The organism is Ramlibacter sp. (genome assembly GCF_013697775.1).
Classification (GTDB): domain Bacteria; phylum Pseudomonadota; class Gammaproteobacteria; order Burkholderiales; family Burkholderiaceae_C; genus Ramlibacter.
Window position 1 is genome coordinate 1 of sequence record NZ_JACCWG010000098.1, and the last position, 20,061, is coordinate 20,061.

24 protein-coding genes and 1 pseudogene are annotated in these 20,061 nt (G+C 69.5%); 7 read left to right on the forward strand and 18 right to left on the reverse strand.

From position 1 onward, the window contains the following. On the forward strand, window positions 1-127 hold a 127-nt coding region (locus H0U68_RS05180; protein WP_296353388.1), incomplete at its 5' end, for an integrase core domain-containing protein. Between the two features lie 26 nt (window positions 128-153). Next, window positions 154-654: pseudogene (locus H0U68_RS05185) on the forward strand (SGNH/GDSL hydrolase family protein); the annotation flags it as partial. Between the two features lie 12 nt (window positions 655-666). Here H0U68_RS05185 and H0U68_RS05190 read toward each other — a convergent pair. The 4 genes from H0U68_RS05190 to purE form a co-directional block, all read right to left on the reverse strand. After that, window positions 667-1,620 carry an SGNH/GDSL hydrolase family protein gene (locus H0U68_RS05190; protein WP_296353349.1) on the reverse strand — a complete coding sequence of 318 codons (954 nt, stop codon included), beginning with the start codon at window positions 1,618-1,620 and terminating at the stop codon, window positions 667-669. Between the two features lie 65 nt (window positions 1,621-1,685). Beyond that, window positions 1,686-2,675, reverse strand: a complete 990-nt coding sequence (locus H0U68_RS05195) for an L-threonylcarbamoyladenylate synthase (RefSeq protein WP_296353351.1) — start codon at window positions 2,673-2,675, stop codon at window positions 1,686-1,688. A 13-nt stretch (window positions 2,676-2,688) separates the two neighbouring features. Continuing rightward, entirely contained in the window at window positions 2,689-3,858 is a 1,170-nt protein-coding gene (locus H0U68_RS05200) for a 5-(carboxyamino)imidazole ribonucleotide synthase (RefSeq protein ID WP_296353352.1), read from the reverse strand. Window position 3,859: 1 nt separating this feature from the next. Continuing rightward, the gene (gene purE / locus H0U68_RS05205) at window positions 3,860-4,357 is read right to left on the reverse strand and encodes a 5-(carboxyamino)imidazole ribonucleotide mutase (RefSeq protein WP_296353354.1); all 498 of its coding nucleotides are present in this window, start codon (window positions 4,355-4,357) and stop codon (window positions 3,860-3,862) included. 49 nt (window positions 4,358-4,406) lie between these two features. On the opposite strand from purE, the gene trxA reads away from it, so the two are divergent. Beyond that, complete coding sequence (trxA, locus tag H0U68_RS05210; protein ID WP_296353355.1) at window positions 4,407-5,306, forward strand: thioredoxin; 900 nt, start codon at window positions 4,407-4,409, stop codon at window positions 5,304-5,306. 31 nt (window positions 5,307-5,337) lie between these two features. On the opposite strand, the gene H0U68_RS05215 is transcribed toward trxA, so the two are convergent. The 13 genes from H0U68_RS05215 to def all read right to left on the reverse strand — a co-directional run bounded on the left by H0U68_RS05215 (window position 5,338) and on the right by def (window position 15,357). Beyond that, complete coding sequence (locus tag H0U68_RS05215; protein ID WP_296353357.1) at window positions 5,338-5,784, reverse strand: SRPBCC family protein; 447 nt, start codon at window positions 5,782-5,784, stop codon at window positions 5,338-5,340. An 83-nt stretch (window positions 5,785-5,867) separates the two neighbouring features. After that, the gene (locus H0U68_RS05220) at window positions 5,868-6,161 is read right to left on the reverse strand and encodes a type II toxin-antitoxin system RelE/ParE family toxin (protein ID WP_296353359.1); all 294 of its coding nucleotides are present in this window, start codon (window positions 6,159-6,161) and stop codon (window positions 5,868-5,870) included. Next, window positions 6,158-6,436: a hypothetical protein gene (locus H0U68_RS05225; RefSeq protein ID WP_296353360.1), complete on the reverse strand. Its 279-nt coding sequence runs from the start codon at window positions 6,434-6,436 to the stop codon at window positions 6,158-6,160. The genes H0U68_RS05220 and H0U68_RS05225 overlap by 4 nt, the downstream gene beginning before the upstream one ends. Window positions 6,437-6,490: 54 nt before the next feature. Further along, the gene (locus H0U68_RS05230) at window positions 6,491-7,405 is read right to left on the reverse strand and encodes a phosphoribosylaminoimidazolesuccinocarboxamide synthase (protein WP_296353362.1); all 915 of its coding nucleotides are present in this window, start codon (window positions 7,403-7,405) and stop codon (window positions 6,491-6,493) included. Further along, window positions 7,405-8,469 (reverse strand): class II fructose-bisphosphate aldolase, encoded by a 1,065-nt coding sequence (fba, locus tag H0U68_RS05235; RefSeq protein WP_296353364.1) that lies wholly within the window; start codon window positions 8,467-8,469, stop codon window positions 7,405-7,407. Before fba ends, H0U68_RS05230 begins: the two co-directional genes overlap by 1 nt. Window positions 8,470-8,539: 70 nt before the next feature. Then, window positions 8,540-9,433 (reverse strand): alpha/beta hydrolase, encoded by an 894-nt coding sequence (locus H0U68_RS05240; protein WP_296353366.1) that lies wholly within the window; start codon window positions 9,431-9,433, stop codon window positions 8,540-8,542. 44 nt (window positions 9,434-9,477) lie between these two features. Further along, window positions 9,478-10,914 (reverse strand): pyruvate kinase, encoded by a 1,437-nt coding sequence (gene pyk, locus H0U68_RS05245; protein WP_296353367.1) that lies wholly within the window; start codon window positions 10,912-10,914, stop codon window positions 9,478-9,480. Between the two features lie 82 nt (window positions 10,915-10,996). Continuing rightward, complete coding sequence (locus tag H0U68_RS05250; RefSeq protein WP_296353368.1) at window positions 10,997-12,196, reverse strand: phosphoglycerate kinase; 1,200 nt, start codon at window positions 12,194-12,196, stop codon at window positions 10,997-10,999. Between the two features lie 83 nt (window positions 12,197-12,279). After that, window positions 12,280-12,621: an AzlD domain-containing protein gene (locus H0U68_RS05255; protein ID WP_296353370.1), complete on the reverse strand. Its 342-nt coding sequence runs from the start codon at window positions 12,619-12,621 to the stop codon at window positions 12,280-12,282. Beyond that, a complete protein-coding gene (locus tag H0U68_RS05260; protein ID WP_296353372.1) occupies window positions 12,618-13,349 on the reverse strand; it encodes an AzlC family ABC transporter permease in 732 nt (243 codons plus the stop codon). Before H0U68_RS05260 ends, H0U68_RS05255 begins: the two co-directional genes overlap by 4 nt. After that, window positions 13,349-14,332: a methionyl-tRNA formyltransferase gene (gene fmt, locus H0U68_RS05265; RefSeq protein WP_296353374.1), complete on the reverse strand. Its 984-nt coding sequence runs from the start codon at window positions 14,330-14,332 to the stop codon at window positions 13,349-13,351. The genes H0U68_RS05260 and fmt overlap by 1 nt, the downstream gene beginning before the upstream one ends. A gap of 13 nt (window positions 14,333-14,345) precedes the next feature. After that, on the reverse strand, window positions 14,346-14,837 hold the full coding sequence (locus H0U68_RS05270) for a hypothetical protein (protein WP_296353376.1): 492 nt from the start codon (window positions 14,835-14,837) through the stop codon (window positions 14,346-14,348). A gap of 10 nt (window positions 14,838-14,847) precedes the next feature. Next, complete coding sequence (gene def / locus H0U68_RS05275) at window positions 14,848-15,357, reverse strand: peptide deformylase (RefSeq protein ID WP_296353378.1); 510 nt, start codon at window positions 15,355-15,357, stop codon at window positions 14,848-14,850. A 134-nt stretch (window positions 15,358-15,491) separates the two neighbouring features. Between def and H0U68_RS05280 the strand changes: the two genes are divergently transcribed. From H0U68_RS05280 to H0U68_RS05290, 3 genes are all read left to right on the forward strand, one after another. Beyond that, window positions 15,492-16,742 (forward strand): LysM peptidoglycan-binding domain-containing protein, encoded by a 1,251-nt coding sequence (locus tag H0U68_RS05280; RefSeq protein WP_296353380.1) that lies wholly within the window; start codon window positions 15,492-15,494, stop codon window positions 16,740-16,742. A gap of 10 nt (window positions 16,743-16,752) precedes the next feature. Further along, window positions 16,753-17,889, forward strand: a complete 1,137-nt coding sequence (gene dprA, locus H0U68_RS05285) for a DNA-processing protein DprA (protein WP_296353382.1) — start codon at window positions 16,753-16,755, stop codon at window positions 17,887-17,889. Window positions 17,890-17,979: 90 nt separating this feature from the next. Then, window positions 17,980-18,456: a DUF494 domain-containing protein gene (locus H0U68_RS05290; protein ID WP_296353384.1), complete on the forward strand. Its 477-nt coding sequence runs from the start codon at window positions 17,980-17,982 to the stop codon at window positions 18,454-18,456. 4 nt (window positions 18,457-18,460) lie between these two features. On the opposite strand, the gene H0U68_RS05295 is transcribed toward H0U68_RS05290, so the two are convergent. Then, window positions 18,461-19,777, reverse strand: coding sequence for an aminotransferase class I/II-fold pyridoxal phosphate-dependent enzyme (locus H0U68_RS05295; RefSeq protein WP_296353386.1), 1,317 nt, complete (start codon window positions 19,775-19,777; stop codon window positions 18,461-18,463). A gap of 108 nt (window positions 19,778-19,885) precedes the next feature. Between H0U68_RS05295 and H0U68_RS05300 the strand changes: the two genes are divergently transcribed. Then, on the forward strand, window positions 19,886-20,061 hold a 176-nt coding region (locus H0U68_RS05300), incomplete at its 3' end, for a LysR family transcriptional regulator (protein ID WP_296353390.1).

Here is a 20,061-nt window from a genome sequence, read left to right on the forward strand (position 1 = left end):
GCGCCGAGCCGCTCTGCAGCCCTTCGTTGACCACTACAACTGGCTTCGGCCACACTCCGCTCTGAACCACCAGCCGCCCATGAGCCGCATTCCGGCTATGAACAACCTAGTGAAACTCGACAGCTAGCGGCGGGCGGCCCTGCAGCCGTCAATGCGGCGGCCAACGCCGCCGTTACCAGCATGGCGGCGGCCGGCGCGGAGCTGGCCGGCCTGGTCAAGACCCAGGTGCTGGGCAAAGGGGCAGTCTTCGTGGCGGTGGTGAACCTGCCGGATATTGCCCTGACGCCGCTCGGCTTGTCACTGGATGCCCCCAGCCGGGCATTGCTCGGCACCATGGTGACCACCTTCAACGCGCAGTTGCAGGCGGGCCTGGCCGGCACGCCGGTGGTTCTGGTGGATGCTTATGCGCGCGGCCAGGCGCAGGCCGCCAACCCCGGCGCCTACGGCATCACCAATGCGACCACGCCGGCCTGCAGCACCAATTCACCGGCCAACCCGCTGGGCGGCACCTCGCTGACCTGCACGCCGGCCAGCACGGTGGTGGCGGACACCAGCGGCTGGCTGTACGCCGACAGCGTGCACCCGACGCCGCTGGGCTACCGGCTGATCGCGCAGCTGGTCATCGAACGCCTGCGCAGCGCCGGCTGGCTGTAGGCGGCCGGCGGATCACCAGCGCTGGCGGATCCGGTCGTACGCGTAGTCGCCGAACAGGCGGTGCGCGTGCGGCGTCGGATAGAGCCGGTCGGCGAACACGAAGCTGAAGGCGTTCTGGCCGCCCACTGTGGCCGGGGTGCACAGCGCCGAATTCACCTGGCCCGCGCCGGTGCCGATGCCCGGGCCGGGGTCGACCGAGATGCAGACCGGGTCGGTGGAGTTGGTCATCTCGTAGCCGGTCGGCGTGGCCACCACCAGGTTGTAGTAGAGCGCCAGGTCCACGTAGAGCACGTTGGCGCCCAGGTCCACGATGGATAGCAGCAGCTGGTCGTTGAAGCGCAGGCTGGCCTCTTCCAGCAGCGGCTGCTGGGCCGTCTGCCTGGCCCAGGGCGACTTGCTCAGGTTGTACGAGCCCACCACCACCACGTGGGTGGCGCCCGCGGCCACCAGGCGGCGCACCTGCGCACCCAGGTCGCTGCCGGCCTGCTTGACGTCGGCAATCATCTGGTCGCGCGTCTCGGTGCCGCCGTTGAACTGCCCGACCTCGGCCGTGATGTCGCCGATGCCGGCGTTGAGCACGACCAGGTCGTTGGACTGGAGGGCGTTGCCGGCCGCCAGGAAGGCGTCAACCTGCTCCTTCACCGTCCGCGTGGCGCCGTTGCCGGCGGCGTCGGGCTTGGCGGTGATCCGCGCGGTGCCGGTGGCGTAGTTCAGCCCGCCGCCCACCGCCGGCGCCAGGGTGATGCCGAAACGGCTGGCCAGCTGCAGGGTCCAGTTGTTGATGCTGCCGTCGTTGACCGTGTAGCGCGTGCCGGTCTGCCCGATATCGGCGAACGCGTCGCCGAACACCACCATGCGGCTGGGGTGCAGCTGCGATTCGATGGATCCCGAGCCGCAGGCGGCCAACAGGAGGGCGGATGCGGTGGCCGCCCACAGCGCGGCGCGGCGCAACCAGAGTCTTGCCATGGAGTTCTCCGAAAGTCGAAGCGGCTAGTGTAGCGAGCGGGCCGCGCTGCTTTTTCGAGAGCCGCTCAGCCGGCGGCGGCGCGCTGCACGCGGTCGCGCACGCCATCCCATTCGGCGGCTTCCGGCGGCGTTTCCACCCAGATGAGCTGTACACCCTGCGCGTCGAATTCGCGCAGCACGGCGAACAGCTGGCGCGCCGTGTCGGCCGCGTCGTCGGGCATGCGGCGCAGCAGCACCTGTGGCGCGCGCACCCGCAGCGGCGCGCGGGCGTACACCGCGATGCGCGGTCCGGCGTCGCCCAGCACGTCCAGCGCCGCCTGCAGCATGCGCGCGGACATCAGCCGCACTTTGGCCTGCGGCGCGTAGTGCGACTCCAGCGTGCCGGAGGCGCGCGGCGACGGGCCGGCGAGTTCGTCCGGCGAACGCAGCCGCTCGCCGCAGGCGGCTTCCAGCTGCTCGCGCGACAGCATGCCGGGGCGCAGCAGCACCGGCACGGCGCGGCTGCAGTCGACGATGCTCGACTCGATGCCGATGGCGCAGGCGCCGCCGTCCAGCACCAGCAGGCCATCGCCGAATTCGGCCTGCACGTGGGCCGCGGTGGTCGGGCTCACGCGCCCGAAGCGGTTGGCGCTGGGCGCGGCCAGGCCGGCGATACCGGCTTCGGCGCAGGCCCGCAGCAGCGCCAGCGCCACGGGATGCGCCGGGCAGCGCACGCCGATGGTGTCCTGCTCGCCCGCCACCGAGGCTCCCACTTCAGGACGGCGCGGCAGGATCAGCGTGAGCGGGCCGGGCCAGAAGGCGCGCATCAGGCGCTCGGCCACCGGCGGCACCGAGGCGGCGAAGGTGCCGACGCCCTGCGCATCGGCCACATGCACGATCAGCGGGTGGTTGCTGGGCCGGCCCTTGGCGCTGAAGATCTTCGTCACGGCGTCCGGGCTGGTGGCGTCGGCCGCCAAGCCATAGACCGTTTCGGTCGGCATGGCCACGAGCTCGCCGTCGCGCAGGCGCTGCACGGCCTGGTCGATGGACACCGGCAACGCGCCGTCGAGGAGCATCGGCCTGCCGCTTTCAGAAGTCCGCGATGCCGAGCAGCCGCGCGGCCTGCAGCGCGGTCGCGCGCACCCGGGCGCCGTCGGTACCGGTGACCGTCAGGTGGCCCATCTTGCGGCCCTTGCGCGCGCTCTGCTTGCCGTACAGGTGCAGGTGCACGCCGGGCAGCGCCAGCACCTGCTGCCAGGGCGGCTGCGTTTCCTGCTCGCCGCCACGGAACCACAGCTCGCCCAGCAGGTTGAGCATGACGGCGGGGCTGTGCTGGCGCGGCGCAACCAGCGGCAGGCCGGCCAGGGTGCGCACCTGCAGCTCGAACTGCGACACGTCGCAGCCGTCCACGCTCCAGTGGCCGCTGTTGTGCGGGCGCGGCGCCATCTCGTTGACCACCAGCCGGCCGTCGTGCAGCACGAAGAACTCCACGCACAGCACGCCGACATAGCCGAAGCCCTCGGCCAGCGCGTAGGCCGCGTCGATGGCCTGCTGCGCCTGCGCTGGCGGCACGTTGTCGGGGAACACCTCGGTCACGGCCAGGATGCCGCCCTGGTGCAGGTTGCGCTGCACCGGCAGGTGGACCATGCGGCCGTCGCGGCCGCGCGCGACGAGCACCGAGCACTCCGCCTGCAGCTGCAGCAGCTGTTCCAGCACGCAGGGCACGCGCTGCAGCGACTCCCAGGCAGAGGCCAATTCGGCGCGCGAGGCGACGCGCACCTGGCCTTTGCCGTCGTAGCCCATGCGCGCGGTTTTCAGGATGCCGGGCAGCAGCGCGTCGGGCACCGCCGTCAGCTGCTCCACCGTCTCGATCACCGCGAACTCCGCGCAGCCGACGCCGCAGCGCTGGAAATGCGCTTTCTCGCGCGCACGGTCCTGCGCCACCTCCACGGCTTCGGCGCCGGGCGACACGAAGCGTTGCGCCGCCAGCTGGGCCATGGCCTGTGCCGGCACGTTCTCGAACTCGGTGGTGACGGCCTGGCACAGCTGCGCCAGGCGCACCAGGCCGGCCGGGTCGAGGTAGTCGGTCTTGATGTGGTGGTGGCTCACCAGGCCGGCCGGGCTGCTGGCGTCGGGGTCGAGCACGGCGGTGAAATAGCCCAGGCTCTGCGCCGCATGCACGAACATGCGGCCCAGTTGGCCGCCGCCCATCACGCCGAGCGTGGCCCCGGGAAGAAGAACGTCCTGCTGCTGCGCCATGTCAGGCCACCGGCGGCAGGGCCATGGCGCGCGCCGCCTCGGTCTGGCGGGCGCGGAAGGCGTCGAGCTTGGCGCGCAGCGCGGCGTCGGTGCTGGCCAGCATGGCCACGGCAAACAGGGCCGCGTTGGCCGCGCCGGCCGTGCCGATGGCGAAAGTGGCCACCGGAATGCCCTTGGGCATCTGCACGATGCTGTGCAGCGAATCCACGCCCTGCAGGTGGCGGCTGGCCACCGGAACGCCCAGCACCGGCACGGTGGTTTTGGCGGCCAGCATGCCCGGCAGGTGGGCCGCGCCCCCGGCGCCGGCGATGATGGCCCGCAGGCCGCGGCCGGCCGCCGCTTCGGCATAAGCGAACATGTCGTCGGGCATGCGGTGGGCCGAAACCACCCGGGCTTCGTGGGCGATGCCGAATTCCTGGAGAATCTGCACTGCGTGCTGCAGGGTGTCCCAGTCACTGCTGGATCCCATCACCACGCCAACCTGGACCGGGGCCGCCATAGAGTCTCCTAAAGGTTGAATTTTAAGGTTTCAACCTGAGCTCACCGCAATGATCGACGTCACCATTGAGAACTTTGAGAACGAGGTCATCGCCGCCTCGATGTCCCAGCCCGTGCTGGTGGACTTCTGGGCGCCCTGGTGCGGCCCGTGCAAGTCCATCGGGCCGATCCTGGAAAAGCTGGAAACCGAGTACGGCGGCGCCTTCAAGCTCGCCAAGATCAACTCCGACGACGAGCAGCAGCTGGCCGCCGCCTTCGGCGTGCGCAGCATCCCGACGGTGGTGCTGCTGATGAACGGGCAGCCGGTGGACGGCTTCATGGGCGCGCTGCCGGAAGGCAAGGTGCGCGAATTCCTGGACAAGCACGTCGCGGCGCTGGATGCCGAGGAGGAAGAGGCGCTGCCCGCCGTCGAGGAGCCCGCGGCCGAACTCGGCCCCGCCGAACAACTGGAGAAGCTGCAGCACGCGGTGGCCACCGATCCGGCCAACGACGACTCCCGCTTCGACTACGTGAAGGCGCTGCTGCAGGCCGGCCGCACGGACGACGCGAAGCGCGCCTTCGAGCCGGTGGCCACCAAGGCGCTGGCGGTGCGCCGGCTGGACGCGCTCAAGCGCTGGATCGACGCGACCGATTTCGCGGCGGCGCAGGGCAAGGAGGCGATGGCCGGCTTCGACGCGAAGATCGCCGCCGGCAAGCGCGACTTCGACGCGCGCTTCGGCCGCGCCCAGCTGCTGATGGCGCAGCAGCAGTGGACCGCCGCGATGGACGAGCTGCTGGAAATCCTGATGCGCGACAAGGCCTGGAGCGAAGACCTGGCGCGCAAAACCTACATCGCGGTCCTGGAGATCATCGAGCAGCCCAAGCCCAAGGTCGCCGACGGCCAGATCCCGCCGGACGACCCGACGCTGGCGACGTACCGCCGGCGGCTGTCGAGCGTGGTGCTGAGCTGAATTTCTCGAGGAACTGAGATTCCCGGCTGGATCAGCCGGGAATCTCCGGCTCCACCAGCTGCGCGAGCGCCACCAGCGACTCCTGCCAGCCCAGGTAGCACATCTCCGCCGGGATCATGGCGGGAATGCCTTCCTGCACCGCCTGCAGCTCGGTGCCGCAGGACACCGCGGTCAGCGTGACCGTGGTCTTCATGGTGCCGGGCAGGTTCGGGTCTTCGAACACCACTTCGTAGGCGATGCGCTGGTTCGGCACCAGTTCCAGGTAGGTGCCGCCGAACGCATGGCTGTGGCCGCTGCCGAAATTCGTGAACGACATGCGGTAGGAGCCGCCGACCACGGGCTCCATGCTGTGCACCTTGGCCGTGAAGCCGAACGGCGGCAGCCAGCGTGCGAACGCGGCGGGATCGAGGAAGGCGCGGTAGATGCGTTCGGGCGGAGCGCGCAGCACGCGGTGCAGGCGGACGGTGTTCGTGGTCATGGTGATGGCTCCTGAAAGGCAGAGGGACAATCCCTCTGTTCACACGACGGACGAGACTAGTCTGAATCGACATTGCTGGTTCATCAGCGCCGGTACCGCTGCTCACGTTGGCTGCGGACGGCCAACACGAACACCGTGTCGTGCGGCCCGTCATAGCGGTACAACGCAAGATAGCCGCTGGTTCCGGTGGAGATGACCAGCTCCCGCTGGCCGAACCTTGCCGGGCGTCCGATCATCGGACTAGTCTGCAGCACGTCGATGGCAGCGATGATGGCCTCGATGCGGGCAACCGCATGGTCGGGCGCGTGCTCGAACAGGAAATCGAAGATGCGGTCGAAGTCCTCGCGCACCTCGGGTGAGAAAACGACGCGGCTCACCGATGCTTGGGCTTCTTGCCCCTATCGCCCTGCTGTGCGGCACGCTGGCGCAACCAGTCGCGCATCTCGTGCCACTCGACCCCTGGCTCGCCGGCTTGCAGAGCAACATCGCGCGCCTGGGCATCCTGCTGCATGGCAAGCTTCCACTCCGCTTCGACAACTTTTTCAGCCAGTGCCTGCACCATGAAGCTGTGCGGCGTCTGGTCGCTGGCAGCAGCCACACGCGCAATGCGCTCGCGCAAGGCGTCGTCGAGTCGAAGAGTGGCGGTGGACATGGATGGCGACCTCTGTGCCACAAATGTAGCACAGAGGTCGCCATCCCTTCCAACTCAGCCGGCCTGCGTCAGCCGCTCCAGCGCTTCCCGGTACTTCGCCGCGGTCTTCTCCACCACCTCGGCCGGCAGGTGCGGCGCGGGCGGTGTCTTGTCCCAGGGCTTGCCGTCGATGCGCATCTGTTCCAGCCAGTCGCGCACGAACTGCTTGTCGTAGCTGGGCGGGTTGGCGCCGGCACGGTAGGCGGCTTCGTAGCCTTCCACCGGCCAGTAGCGCGACGAATCCGGTGTCAGCACTTCGTCCATCAGCACCAGCGTGCCGCTGTCGTCCAGGCCAAATTCGAATTTGGTGTCGGCAATGATCAGGCCGCGCGTCAGCGCGTGGTCGGCCGCTTCCTTGTACAGCGCGATGCTGGTGTCGCGGATCTTCGCGGCCAGCGCCGGCCCGACCATCTGCACGACCTTGTCGTAGCTGATGTTCTCGTCGTGCTCGCCCATCTCCGCCTTGGCTGCGGGCGTGAAGATGGGCTCGGGCAGCTTGCCCGCGTTCTTCAATCCCGGCGGCAGCGCCACGCCGCAGACCGACTGCGATTCCTGGTACTCCTTCCAGCCGCTGCCCGCCAGGTAGCCGCGCACCACGGCCTCGACCAGGATCGGCTTCAGGCGCCGGACCAGCATCGAGCGGCCACGCACCTGCGGCACTTCGGTGGGCGTCACCACGCTCTCCGGCGCGTCGCCAGTCAGGTGGTTCGGGCACACGTGGCCCAGCCGCGCGAACCAGAACAACGCCATCTGCGTCAGCACCTCGCCCTTGCCGGGAATCGGCTCGGCCATGATGACGTCGAAGGCGGAGAGCCGGTCGCTCGCCACCATCAGCAGGCGGTCGGTGCCCACGGCGTAGTTGTCGCGCACCTTGCCGCGCGCGAGCAGTGGCAGCGAAGTGATGGTGGAAGTGTGCAGCGCCGCGGCCATCAGTTGACCGTCTGCGCCAGCTCGCCCTTGGCGTACTTGGCCGCCACCACTTGCAGCGTGTCGCCCTTGATCTTGCCGGCCTGGCCTTCGCAGCCGAACTCGATGTAGCGCTGCTTGCAGATCTGCTTTGCCGCCTCGCGCGCCGGCTTGAGCCATTCGCGCGCGTCGAATTTCTCGGGGTTCTCGGCCAGGAACTTGCGCACCGCGCCGGTCATCGCCAGGCGGATGTCGGTGTCGATGTTGATCTTGCGCACGCCGTGCTTGATGGCTTCCTGGATCTCCTCCACCGGCACGCCGTAGGTTTCCTTCATCTGGCCGCCGTACTGGCGGATGATTTCCAGCAGGTCCTGCGGCACCGAGGACGAACCGTGCATCACCAGGTGCGTGTTCGGGATGCGGCGGTGGATTTCCTTGATGCGGTCGATGGCCAGGATGTCGCCGGTGGGCTTGCGCGTGAACTTGTACGCGCCGTGGCTGGTGCCGATGGCGATGGCCAGCGCGTCCAGCTGCGTGCGCTTGACGAAGTCGGCCGCCTGCTCGGGGTCGGTCAAGAGCTGCTCGCGCGTCATGGTCGCGTCGGTGCCGTGGCCGTCCTCCTTGTCGCCCTTCATGGTCTCCAGGCTGCCCAGGCAGCCCAGCTCGCCTTCCACCGTGACGCCGACGCCGTGCGCCAGGTCGACCACCTTGCGCGTGACCTCCACGTTGTAGTCGTAGCTGGCGATGGTCTTGCCGTCCGCTTCCAGCGAGCCGTCCATCATCACGGAGGAGAAGCCCAGGTCGATGGCGCCCTTGCACACCTCGGGGCTCTGGCCGTGGTCCTGGTGCATCACCAGCGGCACCGTCGGATAGGCCTCAAGCGCCGCCAGGATCAGGTGCTTGATGAAGGGCTCGCCCGCGTACTTGCGGGCACCGGCGCTGGCCTGCAGGATCACCGGCGCGCCGGTTTCCTTGGCCGCTTCCATCACGGCCTGCACCTGCTCCAGGTTATTGACGTTGAAGGCGGGGATGCCATAGCCGTTGGCCGCGGCATGGTCCAGCAGTTCGCGCATGGAAACGAGAGACATGGTGGGACTTCCGTAAGTGAGAATTCGGCGTGCCGGCGCGGTGCGTCACCGCGCGGAGAACCCCGGAATTCTACCGGGCGGGGTCGGCCGGCGGGGCCGCTCCGGGCTGCGCCGACAGGAAGCCGACCACCTCGCCGTGTACCGGCGCCATCCACTGCAGCGGCGTGGCCAGCACGCCCAGTGCCGTTGCATGGTTGAGCCGCTCGAGCAGCCGCATGCGCACCGGCACACCCAATGCCTCAAGCCGCCGCGCCAGCGCGACAGTGCTGCGTTGTGGGCTCACGACCGTGTCGTTCTGCGCCGCCAGCAGCAGGGTGCGGGGTGCCTCGGCAGAGGCGTGCACCAGCGGCTGGCTGTCCGGCGGCGTGCCGGGCCAGCCGAACGCCACCTGGGTTTCGGGGTCCCGGATGGGCAGGAAGTCATACGGGCCCGCAATGCCGACCCAGCCGGCCAGCGCGCGCGGGCTCAGGCCCTGCGCGCCGAGCCAGCGCGCGTCCAGCGCCAGCATGGCCGCGTTGTAGGCGCCGGCGCTGTGGCCGAACACATGGATGCGGCGGGCATCTGCCCCCAGCGATTGCGCGTTGTCGAACGCCCAGCGGGTCGCCTGGGCACAGTCCTGCAGGATCTCGCGCCAGCCGACCTGCGGGCTCAGCCGGTAGTCGGCCACCAGGGTGGCGATGCCTCTGGCGGCCAGCGCCTCGCCGACGAAGCGGTAGCCGGCGCGCTCCCCGCGGGTCCAGCTGCCGCCGTAGAAGAAGACGGCCAGCGGCACCGGCGCGTCGGAACGCAGCGGCAGGTACGCGTCCAGTCGCTGGCGCGCAACGCTGCCGTAGGCAATGTCCATGCGGCCGCGGTAGGTGTCGCTCGGCACCAGCGCATCCAGCGCCCGTGTGGCCGAGCATCCCTGCAGCAGCGCGGCCGCCGCCGCGAACAGGCCCGTGCGGCGCGTCATCCTGGTTCCCATGGTGTGGTGCATGGGCAGGTTACGCAGCGCGGGCCGCGCCGGTTTCAGCTGGCGCGGCAGATTTTCAGCATGTTGGTGCCGCCGGGCGCGCCCATCGGTTCGCCGCAGGTGATGGCGTAGATGTCGCCGGAGGCGACGATGCCGCGGCGCTTGAGGTGCGCCTCGGCTTCGGCCAGCGCGGTGTCGCGCTCGGCGCTTTGGTCCATCAGCAGCGGGCGCACGTTGCGGTAGAGCGCCATCTTGCGTTGCGTCGACAGCTTGGGCGTGAGCGCGTAGATCGGCACGTGGATGCGGTGGCGGCTCATCCACAGCGCGGTCGAACCGGAGTCGGTGAGCGCTACGATGGCCTTGCAGCCCAGGTGGTAGGCGGTGAACAGCGCGCCGATGGCGATGGACTGGTCGATGCGCGAGAAGGTCATGCCGGTGAAGTCGGCGTCGAGCTTCACGTCCTCGGCCATTTCGGCTTCGGCGCAGATGTTGGCCATCTCCTGGATGGTTTCCACGGGGTAGCGGCCGGTGGCGGTCTCCGCGCTCAGCATCACCGCGTCGGTGCCGTCCAGCACGGCATTGGCCACGTCGCTCACCTCGGCGCGCGTGGGCACCGGGTTGGTGATCATGGACTCCATCATCTGCGTGGCGGTGATCACCACGCGGTCGTGCTGGCGGGCCATGCGAATCATGCGTTTCTGCAGCGCCGGCACGGCCGCGTTGCCGACCTCCACCGCGAGGTCGCCCCGCGCCACCATGATGCCGTCGCTGGCCTTGAGGATGGATTCGAGGTTGGGAATGGCTTCGGCGCGTTCGATCTTGGCGATCAGTCCCGGCTTGTGGCGGAACTCGGCCGCCGCCACGTTGCACAGCTGGCGCGCCATTTCCATGTCGGTGGCGGTCTTGGGGAAGCTCACCGCCACGTAGTCGGCCTGGAAGCTCATCGCGGTACGGATGTCCTCCATGTCCTTGGCGGTCAGCGCCGGCGCCGTCAGGCCGCCGCCCTTCTTGTTGATGCCCTTGTTGTTGGACAGCTCGCCACCCTGCTTGACGGTGGTGCGCACCTGGTCGCCCTTGACGCCGCCGACCGTGAGCACGATCAGCCCGTCGTTGAGCAGCAGGGTGTCGCCGGCCTTCACGTCGCGCGGCAGTTCCTTGTAATCAAGGCCCACGCCGTTCAGGTCGCCCGGCTCGGTGCGCGAGGCGTCCAGCACGAACTTCGTGCCGTCCACGAGCTGGACCTTGCCGTCGGCGAACTTGCCGACGCGGATTTTCGGCCCCTGCAGGTCGGCCATGATGGCCACCTCGCGGCCGGCGCGCTGCGCCGTTTCGCGCACCAGCTTGGCCCGGGCGATGTGGTCCTGCGCGGTGCCGTGGCTGAAGTTCAGGCGCACCACGTTCACGCCGGCGGCGAGCATGCGTTCGAGCACGGCGGGCTCGCTGGACGCGGGGCCGAGGGTGGCGACGATCTTGGTGGCGCGACGTGCTGCCATGCGGCGGACTCCTGCTTGTTCTCGGCTTTCGATTTTCACACGGAAGGATGCGCGCGGGCCCCGCCGAGCCAGCCCGCGGCCATCAGTTCGCCTGCGCGGCGCGCTTTTGCAGGATCTCGAAGGCCGGCAGCGTCCTGCCTTCCAGCACTTCCAGGAAGGCACCGCCGCCGGTGGAGATGTAGCCCACCTTGTCCTCGATGCCGTACTTGTGGATCGCCGCCAGCGTGTCGCCGCCGCCGGCGATGCTGAAGGCTGGCGATTCCGCGATGGCGCGCGCGATGGTTTCCGTACCGTGGGCGAAGGCGTCGAACTCGAACACGCCGACCGGGCCGTTCCAGACGATGGTGCCGGCGGATTTCAGCTGGTCCGCCAGGCGCTTGGCCGTGTCGGGGCCGATGTCCAGGATCAGGTCGTCGTCGTCCACGTCGGCAGCTGCCTTCACCGTGGCCGGCGCGTCCGCGGCGAAGCTCTTGGCCACCACCACGTCGGTGGGAATCGGCACCTCGGCGCCGCGCGCCTTCATGGCCGCGATCACCGCCTTGGCTTCGCCGACCAGGTCGGCCTCGGCCAACGACTTGCCGATGGACAGGCCCGCCGCCAGCATGAAGGTGTTGGCGATGCCGCCGCCGACGATCAGCTGGTCCACGTTGCGCGCCAGCGACTGCAGGATGGTCAGCTTGGTCGACACCTTGGAGCCGGCCACGATGGCGGCCAGGGGGCGCTTGGGCTGTGCCAGCGCCTTGGTGATGGCATCGATCTCGGCGGCCAGCAGCGGGCCGGCGCAGGCGGTCTTGGCGTACTGCGCAATGCCGTAGGTGGAGGCTTCGGCGCGGTGCGCCGTGCCAAAGGCGTCGTGCACGAAGATGTCGCACAGCGACGCCAGCTTGCGCGCTAGCGCCTCGTCGTTTTTCTTCTCGCCCTTGTTGAGACGGCAGTTCTCCAGCAGCACCATCTCGCCGGGCTGCACGTCCACGCCGTCGACCCAATCGGCCTTCAGCGGCACCGGGCGGCCCAGCAGTTCGGCCATGCGTTTGGCCACGGGCGCGAGCGAATCCTCGGGCTTGAACGCGCCTTCGGTCGGGCGGCCCAGGTGCGAAGTGACCATCACCGCCGCGCCTGCATCCAGCGCCATCTGGATGCAGGGAATGGAGGCGCGGATGCGCGTGTCCTCGGTGATGTTGCCTGCGTCGTCCTGCGGCACGTTCAGGTCGGCACGGATGAAGACACGCTGGCCGCGGGCGCGGCCCTGGTCGCACAGGTCGGAAAAACGCAGGACGTTCATGGTTGTTCTTCTGGGCTGGGGGCAAAGGGTCGATTCTAGGAAGCCGCGCCCAACTTTGGGGCCGCTTTGCGACAGCCGAGGCACTACCAGCCCAGGCCCAGGTGCAGCGGCAGGTACACCGCCATGCCCAGCAGCAGGGTGACCAGCACGTCGCGCTTCCACAGGAAGAACGCTGCCGCGCCGGCCAGCGCGCCGAAGATCCGCGCGTCGCGCCAGGTGCCGACGAGTTCGCCGTGCGCCATCAGAACCTCGGGCACCACCACCGCCGACAGCGCGGCAATGGGCGCGTACTGCAGGCCGCGCTCGGCCCAGCCCGGCAGGCTCCAGGGCTTGCTGGAGATGAAGAAAAAGCAGCGCGTCACCACCGTCACGCAGGCCAGGCCGGCGATCACCACCAGCGTCCAGATGTCGGTCTGGTGCGTCATGTCTTGCGTGCCGCCAGGCGCGGCCGTTGTTCCAGCAGCAGGCAGCCCAGCACCGCCAGCGCGATGGCCGTGATGATGTTGAGCTTGAGCGGCAGCCCGTAGGCGGCGATGGCCGCCACGCCCGCGATGCCGGCCGCGACGATGCGCATGCGCGTCGTCCCCAGCGCGAACAGGATGCCCACCAGGCACAGCGTGCCGGCGAAGCCCAGGCCCCAGTGCGTGGGAATGATGTTGGCCAGCACCACGCCGGCGAGGCTGGAGCCGACCCAGCTGGCCCAGTTCAGCCCGCAGTTGCCGGCCAGGTAGGCCTCCTGCGCCAGGTGCCCCGCGGCATCCTGAGCCGGCTTGGGAAAGCGCTTGGTGAACAGCACGTAGCTCAGGTCGGCCGTCAGGTAGCCGTGCACCAGCCGTTGCGCGAGCGGCAGGTGCACCAGGTAGGGCCGCAGGTGCAGGCTGAACACCACGAAGCGCAGGTTCACGCAAAAGCCGGTGGCCAGGATCACCCAGGGAGGCGCGCCGCCCGCGATCAGCGGCAGCGCCGCCAGCTGCGAACTGCCGGCGAACACCAGCAGCGTCATCGCCGCGGCCTCCACCCAGGACAGGCCCATGTTCATCATCGACACGCCGGTCATCAGGCCCCAGGCGGCGATGCCGGGCGCCTGCGGCAGCATCTCGCGCGCGCCGATCATGAATTCGGGATGCCTGTAGAGGCGTGGCACAAAGAACATCAGGCGGCCTCGAAGCGCTGGCCCGGCGCCAGCGGGAAGCCGCGCAGGAACTCCGCGCACGGCAGGCGCTTGCCGCCCGCGCGCTGCAGCTCGGTGACCCGCAGCAGGCCCTGGCCGCAGGCCACGCCGATGCCGCGGCCGTCCACGGAAACGAGGGTGCCGGACGCGGCACCAGCGGCCTCCGGGGCAGCGGCGTCAGCGGCGTCAGCGTCAACGCCGGCACGCCACAGCTTGATGGCTTCGCCCTGCAGCAGGCCGGTGGCGCCGGGGAATGGATCGAAGGCGCGGATGCGCCGCTCGATCGCTTGGGCCGGCTGCGACCAGTCGATCGCCGCCTCGGCCTTGTCGATCTTGTGGGCGTAGGTCACGCCCTCGGTGGGCTGCACGGTGCGCGGCAGGCCGCCGCAGGCCGCCATCTCCAGCGCCTCGACGACCAGGCGGCCGCCCAGGTCCGCCAGCCTGTCGTGCAGCGCACCGGTGGTATCGTTCGCGCCAATGGGCAGGCGTTCGACCAGCAGCATGTCGCCGGTGTCCAGGCCCTCATCCATCTGCATGATGGTGATGCCGGTTTCGCGGTCGCCCGCCTCGATGGCGCGGTGGATCGGCGCCGCGCCGCGCCAGCGCGGCAGCAGCGAGGCATGGATGTTCAGGCAGCCGCGCGGCGGCGCCTGCAGCACCCATGCCGGCAGGATCAGCCCGTAGGCGGCCACCACCATCACGTCGGCACGCGCTTCTTCGATGGCGGCGCGCGCGGCCTGCGCGTCGTCGGGAAACTTGCCGTCCAGCCGCAGGCTGCGGGGCTGCGCCACAGGCAGGCCGTGCTGCTGCGCGAACTGCTTCACAGCCGAGAGCTGCAGCTTCATGCCGCGGCCGGCCGGGCGGTCCGGCTGCGTCAGTACCAGGGGGATGCGAAAGCCCGCGGCATGCAGCCGCTGCAGCGCGCTGCGGGCGAAATCGGGAGTGCCGGCGAAGATGACGCGCATCGGTTGCGCGCGCCTACTTGCGGTCGTTGGGCGTGTTGACGAATTCCATGCCCGGATGGGCACGCCGCACCACGCCCTGGCCGTCCAGGTAGACCCAATAGAACATGTCGCTGCGGTCGGTGTCGCGCCAACGGTAGGTCATCACCGGGCCGCTCCAGCTCGCCACGCGGTCGATCAAGGCGGGCGGGCCGAACTCGCGCTCCACGTCGGCACGGGTCCAGCCCGGCTGGATGCGCTGGAAATTGAGGTCGGTCAGCGCCTGGCGCGCGTTCACCACCCGGCCCGACGCGTCCAGGTCCACCATCCAGGCGAACCGGCCCATGGGCTGCAGCGAATACTGCAGGCGCTCGCCGCCGCCGGGCAGCGGCACCACGCCGGTGGGCTGGCCGGCCTGGGCGATCACCTGGTCGCGGCTGGCGCCAGGCGCGATGCTGGAGATGCCGAACGGGCTGGCGCAGCCGGCCAGCAGCAGCGCGGACAGGCCCAGGGACAACAGGAACTTCATGGCGGGTGCCTCACACCCGCTCGTCGCGGCGGGCCTTGAGCATCTTGGTCTTGATGCGATTGCGTTTGAGCGGCGACAGGTATTCGACGAACACCTTGCCCATGAGATGGTCCATCTCGTGCTGGATGCACACGGCCAGGATGCCTTCGGCCTCGATGGTGCGCTCGCGGCCTTCGGCGTCGAGCGCGCGCACCTTGACCTCGCTGGAGCGCTCCACGCCGTCGTAGATGCCCGGCACCGACAGGCAGCCTTCGTCGTTGAGCACCTTGTCCTCGCTGGCCCAGACGATCTCCGGATTGATCAGCACCATCGGCTGGTCGCGCTGCTCGGACACGTCGACCACCACCAGCTGCTCGTGCACGTCCACCTGGGTGGCCGCCAGCCCGATGCCGTTGGCCTCGTACATGGTTTCCAGCATGTCGGCCACCAGGCCCCGGATGCGGGCGTCCACGGCTTGGACCGGCTTGGCAACGGTGAGCAGGCGCGGATCGGGAAAGCAAAGAATGGAAAGAAGCGACATGGCGTGCAAATGGGGTCGGTGTCGCTATTTTCCGCCACTTTTGCGGCCCGAAGCCGGGCTGCGGGCCAAAAACGTTGCCCCATCAATAGGTTGAGCTCACAATCGCCAGTAACTTGTCAAGACGAAAACGATCCATGGTGCACCCCCAGGCAGCGCGCGTTCCCCGTCCTCAGGCCCTCGCCCTCTGGGCCGCGAGCCTGGCCCTGGCGGGCGGCTTGGCAGCGGCACCCGCGGCCGCCCAGGCGCAGGCAACCCCACGCTTCCCCGTGACGCCGACGCAGCGCTCCACCGCCGAACAGGTGGCCCAGGCCGGTATTCCGCTGAGCGAGCTGGCGCCCAACGCACCGGACAGCTACACCGTCAAGCGCGGCGACACGCTGTGGGCCATTTCCTCCGTCTTCCTGCAGCGCCCGTGGCGCTGGCCCGAGCTCTGGGGCATGAACATCGAGCAGATCCGCAACCCCCACCTCATCTTCCCCGGCCAGCAGCTGTTCCTGGAGAAGATCAACGGCCGCGCGCGCCTGCGCATGGGCCCGCCGGTGGCCGACGGCCAGATCCCGACCGAGACCATTCGCGTCTCGCCGCGCACACGCTACGGCACCCTGGCCGACGCCGCCATCCCGACCCTGCCGCCGCACCTGATCGAGCCGTTCCTGTCCGAGCCGCTGATCGTGGCCGAGGGCGAGATGGAGCGCGCGCCGCGCCTGGTGGCCACGCAGGACACGCGCGTTCTCATCACCCGCGGCGACCGCGCCTATGCCATCGGCCGCGCCGGCACGCCGCTGGTGGAAAGCGATCCGCGCCGCTACGACGAATACCGCGTGTTCCGCAACGCCGTGCCGCTGAAGGACCCGATCACCGAGCAGGTGCTGGGCTACGAGGCCAAGTACCTGGGCAAGGCGCAGCTGGTGCGCAGCGAAACGGTGCAGGCGGTGCGCTCCAAGAAGGGCTCCGAGCAGGTGCAGGTGCCCGCCACGCTGGACATCGTGGCCGCGCGCGAGGAAATGCGCGCCGGCGACCGCCTGCTGCCCGAGCCGCCGCGCGAGCTCACCAGCTACGTGCCGCGCGCGCCTACCGGCGCGGTGGAAGGCAGCATCGTCTCGGTGTATGGCGATGCGGTGAACATCGCCGGTCAGAACCAGGTGGTGGTGATCAACAAGGGCACGGCCGACGGCCTGCAGATCGGCCACGTGCTGGCCATCCTGAAGGACGGCGCGCGCATCGAGGACCGCACCCAGGCCGGCGAGCGCGTGCAGCTGAAGGTGCCCGACGAGCGCAACGGCCTGATGATGGTGTTCCGTCCCTTCGAGCGGCTGTCGTATGCGCTGATCCTGGAAATCGGCGACACCGTCAAGGTGGGCGACCGGGTGGTCAATCCGCGCTGAGGGCGGCCGAATGGAGCGCGAGGAGCTGGGCGACTGGCTGCGCCTGGCGTTGACGCCGGGGGTGGGCAACAGTGCCGCGCGCAAGCTGCTCGCGGCCTTCGGCCTGCCGACGCAGATCTTCTCCCAGGGGCGCGAGGCCCTCACCCAGGTGGTGAGCGCCAACCAGGCCGACGCTCTGCGCAAGGAACCCGCCGACCTGGCGGCGCACCTGGACATCGCGTGGGAATGGCTCGCCGACGGCGCGGCCACCGCGCCTCGCCATGTCCTCACCCTGGCCGATGCGGCCTATCCGCCCGCGCTGCTGCAAACCGAAGACCCGCCGCTGCTGCTGTACGCGATCGGCACGGTGCCCGCGCCCTGGCCCGCCGGCATCGCGGTGGTGGGCAGCCGCAACCCGACGCCGCAAGGCCGCACCAATGCGCTGCGCTTCGGCCGCGCACTGGCCGAAGCCGGCCTCACCGTGGTCTCAGGTTTGGCCTTGGGCATCGACACGGCGGCGCACGAAGGTGCATTGGAAGGCGCGGCACCGGGCCAGCTGGCCACTGTTGCCGTGGTCGGCACCGGACTGGACCGCGTGTACCCGAGCAGCAACCTGGCGTTGGCGCACCGCATCGCCGAACGCGGGCTGCTGCTCAGTGAATACGCGCTCGGCACGCCCGCGCTGCCGGAAAACTTTCCCAAGCGCAACCGGCTGATCGCCGGCCTGGGCCTCGGCACGCTGGTGGTGGAGGCTGCGCTGAAGTCCGGCTCGCTCATCACCGCGCGGCTCGCCAGCGAGCAGGGCAAGGACGTGTTCGCGGTGCCGGGCTCCATCCACTCGACGCAGGCGCGCGGCTGCCATGCGCTGCTCAAGCAGGGCGCCAAGCTGGTCGAGACCGCGCAGGACGTGCTGGAGGAATTGCGCTGGCAAGCGCCGGTGCCGGCGAATGCACCGGCGAATGCACCAGACGACGCCGAGCCATCCGCCGCCGCGCCCGAATCGGCGCTGCTCGCGGCGCTGGGGTTCGATCCCGTGGGGCTGGACGCGCTGGTGGCGCGCACCGGCATTCCAGCGTCGCAGCTGCAGGTGCAGCTGCTCGAATTCGAGCTCGCGGGCGAAGTGTCCCGCCTGCCGGGCGGGTTGTTCCAGCGCATGGGAACGGCCTGACACGCAGCGCCCGCGCGGCGTGCGCGATGCGCTCGCAAAACATCGCGGCCCCGCCGCCTCCCGGATTCGGATGTCGGCTATATTGGGGTCATGTTTGAAGTGCTGGTGTTCGTTTACGAAAACTACTGGCGCGGCGAATCCTGCCCCGAGCTGCCCCAGCTCGAGCGCAAGCTCAGCGCCCATGGCTTCGAGCCGGACGAGATCCACGACGCGCTCGTGTGGCTCGATGGCTTGAACCTCGCGGCGCAGCACACCAGCCTGCCAGATGGTTCCCAGTGCCTGCCGCTGCAAGGCGCCGACAGCCTGCGCGTGTACTCGGTGGCCGAACAGGATCGCCTGGGCGCGGATTGCCTGGGCTTCATTTCCTTCCTGGAATCCGCTGGCGTCCTGCCGGCCTTCATGCGCGAGATCGTGGTCGACCGCGCGATGGCGCTGGCCGATGGCCCCGTGCCGCTGGACGCGCTGAAGATCATCGTGCTGATGGTCTACTGGCGCTTCGGCCATGAGCCCGACGCGCTGATCCTCGACGAACTCTGCGACGACACGGAAGACCGGTTGCCGCACTGAGCTTTCAGCGCAGGTAGTGCAGCTGCGCGTATTCGCGGCGGAACGCGCTGACTGCGGGTGCAACATCTTCGGGCGCCTTGCGCGCCAGCAACACGTCGGCAACGAACGCCGCCACCTGCGGCATATGCTGCGCCTTCATGCCCCAGCGCACCGCTTCCGGCGTACCCAGGCGCAGGCCGTTCATGTCGCCCGCGATCTCGGGCAGCGGCAGGCCGATGCCGCAGGCCAGGAGGTTCGCGCGGCGCAGCAGCTTCGAGGCCGCCTGGCCGCCGCCGACACCCTGCGCCTCGATGGCGAACTGGTGCGAGGTGGTGATGCCGCGGTCGCGCGCGAACACCGGCAGGCCCTCGGCCACGCAGGCTTCGGCCAGCGCCTTGGCGCTGGCCACCATTTCCGCCGCATAGGCCTTGCCGTGCACCTGCCAATCGAGCAGCGTCATGGCGATGGCGGCCGAGCGGGCGGAGTCGAAGTTGGCCGTCAGGCCCGGATACGCGATCGCATCGAGCTTGCGCGCAATCGCCGCATCGTTGGTCACGATCAAGCCGCCGGCCGGGCCGCCCAGGCTCTTGTAGGTGCTCATGGTCATGAGGTGCGCGCCTTCCTCCAGCGGCTGCTGCCAGGCGCGCCCCGCGATCAGGCCGCACAGGTGCGCCGCATCGAACAGCACCAGCGCGCCAACTTCGTCGGCGATGGCGCGGATCTCCTTCACGGGATGCGGGAACAGGTTCAGGCTGGCGCCCACCGTGATCATCTTCGGCCGCAGGCGCAGCGCGTCCTCGCGCAGCCGCTCCAGGTCGATGCCGTAGCGCCGCGCATCCAGCGCCATCACGTGCGGCTTGACGCCGTACATGCCGGCCGCTCCCACCGCCTGGTGGCTGGCGTGGCCGCCGACCGCCGTGCTCGGCACGAACACCGTGTCGCCCGGCTTCGCGCCCGCCATGAAGGCGTACAGGTTGGCCAGCACGCCGGAGGCGACGCGGATCTCCGCGTACTTCGCGTTGAACACCTCGGCCGCCAGTTCTGCCGCCATCACCTCGATCTTCTCCACGCCCTCCAGGCCCATCTCGTACTTGTCCCCGGCGTAGCCGAGCGAGGGGCGCGAGCCGATGCCGGCGGCCAGCAGCGCCTCGGCCTTCGGGTTCATGGTGTTGGTGGCGGGGTTGAGGTTGATGCAGTCGCGCTCGTGGATCGCGCGGTTCTCCTCGACGAAGGCGAGCAGGTCGCGCTCGTTCTGCGCCGGCGTCTGGCCGGCGAAACGCTCGGCGAGCGTCTGCGTGAAACGGTCGGGCCCTTCCGGGACCCAGGGGCGGGCGGTCAGCATGGCGAACTCCTCTTCGGGGGTGGGTGGATGATTGCCGCCCATCCTAGGAACCGGCTATCGTTCGATCCACTGATCTTTTCTGAAGCAACCCATTAGCGGATTTGTCGAATGGATGTGAACCGGCTGCGTGCACTGCGCGAACTCGCCCGGCGCGGCACCATGGCCGCGGCCGCCGAGGCGCTGTTCCTCACGCCCTCCGCGGTGTCGCAGCAGGTCGCGCTGCTGGAGCAGGAAGCGGGCGTCGCGCTCACCGAGCGGCGCGGCCGCGGCGTGCGGCTCACGCC